The organism is Parasphingorhabdus sp. (assembly GCF_041748495.1).
Taxonomy (GTDB): domain Bacteria; phylum Pseudomonadota; class Alphaproteobacteria; order Sphingomonadales; family Sphingomonadaceae; genus Parasphingorhabdus.
In genome coordinates this window covers 1-9,188 of the sequence record NZ_JBGTDD010000005.1, presented here as the reverse complement: position 1 = coordinate 9,188, position 9,188 = coordinate 1, and the positions used below count along the sequence as shown (strand labels likewise).

Annotated in this window: 7 protein-coding genes; 3 read left to right on the top strand and 4 right to left on the bottom strand. The window is 56.0% G+C overall.

Features of this window, described 5'->3' with window-relative positions:
• The coding region (locus ACEW8J_RS00355) for a ComEC/Rec2 family competence protein (protein WP_373489643.1) at positions 1–1,243 on the top strand (1,243 nt) is incomplete at its 5' end.
• Here the strand turns inward: ACEW8J_RS00355 and lexA are convergent.
• Positions 1,240–1,932 carry a transcriptional repressor LexA gene (gene lexA, locus ACEW8J_RS00350; RefSeq protein ID WP_373489642.1) on the bottom strand — a complete coding sequence of 231 codons (693 nt, stop codon included), beginning with the start codon at positions 1,930–1,932 and terminating at the stop codon, positions 1,240–1,242. The two genes, ACEW8J_RS00355 and lexA, sit on opposite strands and share 4 nt — an antisense overlap.
• A gap of 371 nt (positions 1,933–2,303) precedes the next feature.
• Complete coding sequence (locus tag ACEW8J_RS00345; protein ID WP_373489641.1) at positions 2,304–3,947, bottom strand: ShlB/FhaC/HecB family hemolysin secretion/activation protein; 1,644 nt, start codon at positions 3,945–3,947, stop codon at positions 2,304–2,306.
• A gap of 171 nt (positions 3,948–4,118) precedes the next feature.
• Between ACEW8J_RS00345 and ACEW8J_RS00340 the strand changes: the two genes are divergently transcribed.
• Together ACEW8J_RS00340 and ACEW8J_RS00335 are read left to right on the top strand one after the other, a co-directional pair.
• Entirely contained in the window at positions 4,119–5,081 is a 963-nt protein-coding gene (locus tag ACEW8J_RS00340; protein ID WP_373489640.1) for a FecR domain-containing protein, read from the top strand.
• 142 nt (positions 5,082–5,223) lie between these two features.
• Positions 5,224–7,521 carry an EAL domain-containing protein gene (locus ACEW8J_RS00335; RefSeq protein WP_373489639.1) on the top strand — a complete coding sequence of 766 codons (2,298 nt, stop codon included), beginning with the start codon at positions 5,224–5,226 and terminating at the stop codon, positions 7,519–7,521.
• Between the two features lie 166 nt (positions 7,522–7,687).
• On the opposite strand, the gene ACEW8J_RS00330 is transcribed toward ACEW8J_RS00335, so the two are convergent.
• Together ACEW8J_RS00330 and moaC are read right to left on the bottom strand one after the other, a co-directional pair.
• The gene (locus ACEW8J_RS00330; protein ID WP_373489638.1) at positions 7,688–8,872 is read right to left on the bottom strand and encodes a molybdopterin molybdotransferase MoeA; all 1,185 of its coding nucleotides are present in this window, start codon (positions 8,870–8,872) and stop codon (positions 7,688–7,690) included.
• Positions 8,869–9,188, bottom strand: a 320-nt coding sequence (gene moaC / locus ACEW8J_RS00325; RefSeq protein ID WP_373489637.1) for a cyclic pyranopterin monophosphate synthase MoaC, incomplete at its 5' end; no start/stop codon positions are given. The genes moaC and ACEW8J_RS00330, both read right to left, overlap by 4 nt.

Sequence of the window (9,188 nt, the reverse complement as noted above, 5' to 3'; positions counted from 1 at the left end):
CTTCCGGCTGCCGATCGTCGCGGCGGGCTGCGCGGCGCTGGCGGCGGTCGCCTATACCTTGCTGACCGGGGCGCAGGTGCCGACGATCCGCGCCTGCGTGGCGGCCCTGCTGGTGCTGGTCGCGCTGATGATGGGGCGCAGCGCGATCACCTTGCGGATGGTCGCGGCGGGCGCCTTGTTCGTGCTGATATTCTGGCCGGAAGCGCTGGTCGGGCCAAGCTTCCAGCTGAGTTTCGCAGCGGTCACGGCGATCATCGCCCTGCACGATCATCCGCGGATCAAGGCGCTGTTCATGCTCCGGGAAGAGAGCTTTCTGCGCAAGGCGGGCCGCTTCATTCTTTCGCTGTTCCTGACCGGTCTGGTGGTGGAAATCGTGCTGATGCCGATCGCGCTTTATCATTTCCACAAGGCCGGGCTCTATGGTGCGCTGGCCAATATCATCGCGATTCCGCTGACCACCTTCGTGATCATGCCGCTGGAGGCGCTGGCGCTGCTGCTCGACAGCGTCGGTCTCGGCGCGCCGGTCTGGTGGCTATGCGGCCTGGCCCTGAACGGATTGATCGGGCTGGCGCATTTTGTCTCGACCCGGCCCGGCGCGGTGACGATGATGCCAACCATGCCGGTCATGGCCTTCGGCCTGTTGCTGTTCGGCGGCCTGTGGATCTGCCTGTGGCGGGAGCAGTGGCGCTATTGGGGGATGATCCCGGCGGTTGCCGGGGTGCTGCTGGTGGCGAGCAACCGGCCCCCCGATCTCTATATCACCGGTGACGGCCGCCATGTCGGGATTCGCAATGATCGGGGCGAGCTCGCGATGCTGCGCACCCGCAGCGGGGATTTCATCCGCGACATGATCCGCGAAAATGCCGGGGTCGACGGGGAATCGCAGGCGCTGGAAGACTGGCCCAATGCCGACTGCAATGATGATGCCTGCCTGGTGACGATAGCAACGGACGAGCGCGACTGGCAGATCGTGGCGACCCGCAGCAGCCACCATATCCCGGTGCTGGCGCTGTCGGCGGCCTGCCGCCGCGCCGATATCGTGGTCAGCGAACGTTGGTTACCGGCGGCCTGTCAGCCGCGCTGGCTGAAGATCGACCGGAACCTGCTGGCACAGGTTGGCGGGATCACCATCAATCTGGAAAATCAGCATATTGCCACCGCGCGCAACTGGACCGGCGATCATCCATGGACCCGCTACCGCTCCGGCGAAGAATACCGTCGAACCACCAAAAGCCGCAACTAGTAGCGGCGCAGCAATCCGGCCATCTTGCCCTGGATGCGCACTTCGCCCGCGCCATAGATTTGCGGCGCATAAGCGGCATTGGCGGGATCAAGACGAATCCGGCTGCCATCCTTGCGCAGATATTTCAGCGTCGCCTCGCCATCGTTGATCAGCGCCACGACAATCTCGCCATCGCGCGCCACTTCGGTTTTCTGGATCAGCGCATAATCGCCGTCGAGAATGCCCGCATCGATCATCGAATCGCCGGACACTTCCAGCGCATAATGTTCGCCGGGGCCAAGCAGGGCAGCGGGAACGCTCAGCGCCGATTGTCCTTCCAGCGCCTCGATCGGCGCACCGGCGGCGATCCGGCCGTGCAGCGGAATTTCGAGAACGTCATTGTTCGCCGCCGGAGCATGGTTGGAAACAACCTCGCGCACCGGGGTCTCAGGGTGCAGGGCGACAACATTGGACGGCGCCGCTTCGTGCACGCCGCCTTCGGGCAGCTTCAGCACTTCCAGCGCCCGCGCCCGGTTCGGCAGGCGGCGGATGAAGTCCCGCTCCTCGAGCGCGCTGATCAGCCGGTGAATGCCGGATTTCGACTTCAGGCCCAGCGCCTCCTTCATTTCCTCGAACGAGGGGGAAACGCCGCTATCCTTCAGCCTGTCATCAATGAAGCAGAGAAGTTCATGTTGTTTCTGCGTGAGCATGTCCACTATCCTGTTCTGGGAACGAATAAGGAACAATTACGAAACAAAACGGGGGAAGTCAAGCAGGACGTGATTAATCTATTGGCAGAATGGTGGGCGCCATGGACAAATTGATCCGCTGCCTCGCTGGCGGCTATTCGCGTTCTCGGTTAAAAGCGGACGGCCCATGCGCGACCCGGTTTCAGCCGTTCAGCTTGAAAAGCATTTTGTCCGTAAACGGCCGGCCGTCCCTTCATGACACCGACGCTATTGACGGCAGCCGATCTTATCGAGGGCGGATTCATTATTTTAACCGAATCCGGGATTCTACGCCGCTTTTGCTAACCACAGGAATGAGCAGAAGCAAATTTTTGCGGAGTGCCGCGCTTTCCTTAGAATCGCAATCCAACCTGAACATTGAGCTTTGGCGATCTATCTCCGCTTTCAAGCCGGTCATCGCTTACCGGAGCAGCGGCTTCGACAGCGAGATCAAAATTTCCGATTTGCGCGCGCATCCCGCCTCCCGCCGAAGCCAGCGAGCCATCGCCAAATCCAGTGCCGATATTGGACACATATCCGCCGTCGACAAAACCGTAAAGCTGCAACCAGTCAAGCCAACCTGTAACGTCGCGGAATTCCTTCCGGAGTTCGGCCAGTCCCAATATACCTTCATCACCAAACCGCTCGCTAAAATCATATCCCTTGCCGAAATAGGGGCCGCCGAGTGCTATTTCGTTTGGCGACAAAAGAGGCCGTGACGCGATTTGTGTATTCCCAGCAAGCCGCATACCGAAACCGTTTCCGATGTTGAGGATTGAATTGAGCCAGAAATTTGCCTTGGTGAATTCACCGCTGCCGTTGAAGCGGGAATTGAGCGGGTCGCCGGTTTTGCTTGCGCCCAATATGCCAAGGCCTTGAGTCACACCGACGCCGCCGTATATCCGGCCAATGCCGACGTTATAATTACCAGAAAAATTCAGCGAAGCGGTGGCGATCTGGTCATTCTGGAATAGAGTTCTATTTTGTGACTGTTCGACATTGAGATAGGCCAACTCGGCGTTCAACCAAAGATTGAAGTCGTTGCTGCGTTTGAGAGCATGGCTGGCAAAAACCGATGCGTATCGGTTGCGGCCGGTTAGATCAAAGCTGCGCAAAAAACCGCCAGAGTGCGTCCGGCCTGCCGCACCGGATATACCCACAACGGTTCCGCCATCGTCTATAGTGACAGCATATCGTGCATTGATATAGCTTAGTTCGCGCGGCTGAAGAATCGAACTGATGACATTCGTGGAGAGCACATCGCCGTCCATCAGCAGGCTCGCAATATCCAGATCCAGTCGCGCTCTGATCGGACCGAGTGTTTCCGGTCCATAATTATCCAGTGCTGCATAACCCTTAGCGTTATCTTCTTTGACAGTGACAATGAGTACGCCTTTTCCTTCCTCCCGCTGATAGCTGGAGTTTTCGAGCGTTATCCCAGGCAGATCGCCCGCAAGCAGCAATTGTCGCTCCACCACTGCTGAAAGCGCTGCGTTTGATATCAGCTTGTCCAGGATCTTCGTCAAGCGAATATTCTGAGAGCCTATGATGCGCACTTCGTCAACTGCTCCAGGGTCGAGATGGACGGCTACGACGCCGATTTTGACCGACTGCGGTGGAATTTGTGCGCTCGCGAAAATATATCCGCTTTCGCGTGCGGCTTCGGAAACAGCGCTTGCCAGATCACGCAAGTTTTCCTGACTGGCTTCCTGTCCAATAAATTTTTCATAGCTCTTGGCAAGGATTTCAGGCGGAATTTGCGGGCCGGTGTTCACTTGAACGGCACCGATCGTGATGGAACTGCTATCGGTACTGGGCGACATCGCCTGATCGGCCGCAACCACAGGCGCAGCAATTTGATTGCGGACCGGATCGCCTACAATCCATTCGCCCTGATCGGTAACGCTTTCAAACGGATTGCCGGTCTGTTGCGCTGTAGCAAGAGATGCATAGCAGCCATATCCGGCAAAAAGGAAAAGATGAAAGATCGAACGCACAACAGGCCCCTGAACTAATAAACAACTTGTTTTAGCTTTGAATCCTTAGGAATTTCTTAGCGTTCCAGATTATTAATAAAAGATTCAGCGTCATTTTAAACCGAATGCAGACATCCATTGGTTAGTGTCCGGGGCGGGAGCCGGGCTTTTCCCGCGATACCGAAAGAAATAATGATGCAAAATTTCACAAGAATCCTTGCAATTGCGGCCCTGATCTCCGCAGGCGCCGCTCATGCTGGAACGCCGCAGTGGAAATTGTCCGAGAGCAGCGGAACGGTTAATGTGTTGCGTTCGGGCGTATCGAAAATTGCCATCAGCGGCGGTAGCCTGAAAGCCGGCGATCTTATAACAACCGGCAACAAAAGCCGGGCCGTTTTGGTGCGTGGTCAGGAATATGTGGTTGTTTCTCCCAACAGTCGCCTGAGGATTAGCGCGCCCCAGGACAATGGCGGTGTGGTTCAATTTTTTGAAGAACTCGGCAACGTACTGTTTCGCATCGACAAGAAGTCTACACCGCATTTCGGGGTAAAAACGCCTTATCTCGCGGCTGTTGTAAAAGGTACGACATTTAGCGTGACCGTTTCGGAAAAAGGGGCGGCGGTTCAAGTGACAGAAGGAGCCGTGCAGGTCTCAACGCTGGATGGCGGAGCAAACCAGTTGCTGTCACCCGGCATGATCGGGATGGTGGATCGCAACCAGCAGTTCAGGCTTTCGATCACCGGTGCACAGAACAAGACGATTGATTCTCCAAACGCGCCAGCGGAAAGTAGCGACACTCCCGAACCCATGGATGAAGCTGCCTTGCTTGAAATTGCTACTGGTAGTTTTGAAGGCACGATCACGGCGCCGGTGCTGGAATCACCCGTCTCGCTTAGCAACCTTACCGCTGGTCTGGTTCGCAATGGTGAGCCGTCGCAGCCAATAGCGCAAGTAGCCCCCAATAACACCCAAATGCCCGTATTCGCAGGTGTTCGCGGCGGATTCGATAACAGCAATCCTGGTGCCGCAGGCAACGGAAACGGGAATCCGTTCATCGGAAACGGCGACAATCCCGGCAATGGCGTTGAAAACAGCAATGGCGGTGGAAGCGGCAATGGCGGCGGAACCGGCAATGGCGGCGGAAAGAACAAGTAGCGTTCTGGCTACAAACATCCGGCCTGCAATCCGGCTGGCGACAGTTTGGTAAGTTAACGCAATATAGACGGGTCTCCGGTAAAGATCCCCGCTGGGGTTTTCCGGAGATAATTTTTTGAAGACTTCTCGACCTGCTCTACGCTTGAACGCATTTCGGCGGATCCTGCTGGCTTGGGCATTGGCCTTGGCCGCTGCTATTGCATTTGCAATGTCAGGGGTCGGCAGTCAGGTGGACCAGCGATTACAAAATTTTCGCGCAAATCTTCTGGAAAAACCCGCTTCCGGTCAGGTCGTGATTGTCGAGATTGACGCCAAATCGCTGCAAGCGATGGACAGCTGGCCCTGGCCGCGCGAATTTTATGCGCAGGCGATAGAAAGGTTAAACCAGTTTGGTGTAACACAAATTGCTTTCGATATAGATTTTTCTGCACACTCCACCAAACGACAGGATCAGATTTTTGCTGAAGCGATTTCACGGTCCGAAGCAACCGTTATTCTGCCGACATTCCGGCAACTAGCATCCTCAGAACAATCGCAATATACTGAAAGCCTGCCAATTGAAAGCCTGCGCAAAAATGCTTTTCTGGCATCGGTCAATGTGCGCCCTGACGATTGGGGTCAACTCAATCAATATAGCTTTGGAACCAGGACCGCTGATACCGCTCGCCCTTCGCTTGCTAGCATGATGGCTGAAATCTCCGGCAATATCGACGAAAATTTCGCAATCGACCAAACTATCGATCCCGCCACTATTCCGCGTGTCAGCTTCGTGGACATCGTCCGAGGGGACCGATTGATTCCTGAACTGGCGGGGAAAAAAGCGCTGATTGGGGCAACAGCAATCGAATTGGGCGATCGCTATCCGATCAGCCGTTTCGGCGTAGTTCCTGGAGTTGTTATCCAGGCGATGGCGACCGAGACCTTGCTGCAGGGCACCGATATGGCCAGTCTCGGAACGGCACCCCCGCTAGTACTGGCTGCCATTATGCTAATGCTGTGCATTCTGATACGAAAAAGTCATGATCAAGCCTTAGTCCGACCAGCTTATGCCATAGCTTTCGTACTTGTTGTTTTGATTTTTCTATTTGAATATCTTCATTTCTTTACATTCTCGAACGTACCGGCGTTTTTCTTCCTTGGTACATTTCTGATCCTCCAAAATTTCCTTGCAACTGCGCTTGCTCTAAAGACGAGCAGGTTTTTCAATGACATCAGTAATTTACCGAACGAAACTGCGATGCTCGAACTGATTGGTGGCAGGAAATCTCTCAACATTGCGACGGCTAGCATCGCGGAATATCATGAACTGCTTGTAGTAACCAATAATGCAACGCGCAGTGATCTTTTCGGCAACATCGCTGATCGCCTCAAATTTCTCGCTCTGGGCGAGCAGGTTTTCCATCTCGATTCCGACATCATGGGGTGGATAGTAAAAGAGGAATATGATCAGGATATCGCCGGACATTTCGATACGGCGGCGGCTCTTTTGCAATCACCGGTTATGGCGGGGGACACCAGAATCAAGATCAATGCGACATTCGGGATCAGCAGTAAATCCATCAGAAGATCAAAAGTGGCTGCCGAACAGGCTTTTACGGCTGGCGTAAAGTGGACATGGTATGATGAAGAAGCCTACAATAGCGTCGGGTTAAAACAGAATCTCCTTGTTGAACTCGAACAGGCCATCCAGAAAAGGCACCTCGATGTAGTTTATCAACCCAAGTGGGATCTGGCAAAGGACCGCTTAGCCGGCGCGGAAGCCTTGGTTCGTTGGAGTCATCCGGAGCAGGGTTTGATAAGTCCGGCAATTTTCATTCCAATCCTCGAAAAATCGGGTCGGATAGATGAACTGACTTATTTTGTCTTGCAGCGAACCCTGAAGGATTTGGCAACATGGGACCAACAATGCGGGGGTTTAAGCTGCTCCGTGAATATATCAGCACGGTTATTGGGGGACGCCAAATTTGTCGAAAATGCTATTGCCATGGTGGAAGCATCAGACATTGAAAATGAGCAGGTCATATTTGAAGTCACCGAGACCGCCGCTTTGGCTGATCCCGAACTGTCCAGGCTGGCTTTGGACCGCATCAGGGATGCCGGAATCCGGATTTCCATCGATGATTATGGAACGGGTCAGTCAACGATGAGCTATTTGCAACGCATGCCGGTAAATGAGATCAAAATTGATCAGAGCTTTGTCAAAACGATGACCTTCGACAACGCGAACCGGGTGATGGTGAAGTCCACAATTGAAATGGCCCATGCCCTTGGTTTCAAAGTCGTCGCAGAAGGCATTGAAGATCAGCAATGCATGAATGTTCTTATTAAATACGGCTGCGATGTCGGTCAGGGTTGGCATATCTCAAAGCCTGTAGATTCGAAGGTTTTTGAAAGGGAGTGGCTTGGCGCAAAAATCATAGAGGCGCAAAAATTTGCCTGATACCACGTGTTCGCTTTGCGTGTACTGATCCCAAAACCGGCCATTCCGGCAACCACCCATTTTTAGCCTTTCGGCGCGCTCTAGCTGGGGGCCGATAGTGGACGGTCCTTAGGCAAGTGCGCTTCAATTGCTGGCAAATCGAAAACACTTCTCAGGACCATCGCAACTATATCGCGATATAAGGCACCATTTCACCCGCATCAGCTGCATCCGCATCGGCCGGGCGGCAGAGCAAGGCGTTGGACGCAGCGAGGACCGAGAGCTTGGCGCTGTCCTGGCTATTGAACGGCGTAATCCCAGCCTGGTCGACCTTTGCCCGGAGAAACTGGGCGCGCGAGCCATTTTCGGGCAGGGCCTGCGTGGTCGCGGCGCTGTGATATTCCGGCAGATAGCGGGCCGCTCCGGCCATGAAACGCACCAGCGGCAGCAGAAACAGGGTCGCTGCGACAAAGGCAGAGGCGGGGTTGCCGGGCAGGGCCAATATCACCGTTTCGCCCCATTTTCCGGCCATCACCGGCTTGCCCGGTTTCATCGCGATCTTGTAGAAATCAATCTCCGCGCCCAGCTTGCGGAACGCCGGGCCGACCAGGTCATGATCGCCGACCGACGCGCCGCCGATGGTGACGATGATATCGCTGTCCTTCGTGCTTTCCAGCGTCTGGCACAATATATCCATATCGTCCGGGATCCGGCTCAGGCTGCGGGTTTCGGCGGTCCGTCCGGCCAGCATTGCTGACAGCATGACGTCATTGCTCGCCGGTATCTGGTGGGGCAGGGTGTCGCTGCCCGGCGGCACCAGCTCGTCGCCGGTCGAGACCAGTGCCACGCGGGGCTGTTTGCCGATCGATAGCGCGCCATAGCCAGCGATCACCGCTTCTCCCAGCGCCGCGGCGTTGAGCAGGCTTCCTGCCGGCAAGCCGGTGCTGCCCTGTTTGAAGTCGCCGCCCTGATGCCGGACATGGCGGCCCTGTTCGGGCGAGGGGTCTGCGGTCAGGCGGATGATATTGCCATCGGCTTCGACATTCTCCTGCATGACCACGGTATCTGCGCCTTCGGGCAGCAGGGCACCGGTGAAAATGCGGGCGGTTTCGCCGGGTTGCAGCGCCCGGCAGGGCGGGCTTCCAGCGGGGCATTCACCGATCAGTTGCCATGGCCCTTCGCGGTCGGCAAAGCGGATGGCATAGCCGTCCATCGCCGACATGTCGGCCGCCGGTTGCTCGCGCCGGGCGATCAGATCGGCGGCGAGATAACGACCGAGCGCAGCGTGGACGGAAAGCTTTTCCGCGGGCAGGCGGGCGGCCAATGCGATCAATCGCTGCTGCGCTTGCTCGAGAGGCAGCAGAGCGCTCATGCCGCGACCCAGTCTCCCGATTTGCCGCCGCTTTTGGCGAGCAGGCGGATATTGTGGATCACCATGTCCTTCTGCATCGCCTTCGACATGTCATAGATTGTCAAGAGTGCGATGGAACAAGCTGTTAAGGCTTCCATTTCCACGCCAGTCTTGCCGGTGAGGCGAGCCATTGCGCGGACCAGGATGCCGTCATCGAGAAAGTCGAAATCAACCGCGACCTTGGTCAGCGCCAGCGGATGGCACAGCGGAATCAGTTCGCTGGTCTTTTTCGCCGCCATGATGCCGGCGATCCGGGCGGTGGCGAGCACGTCGCCCT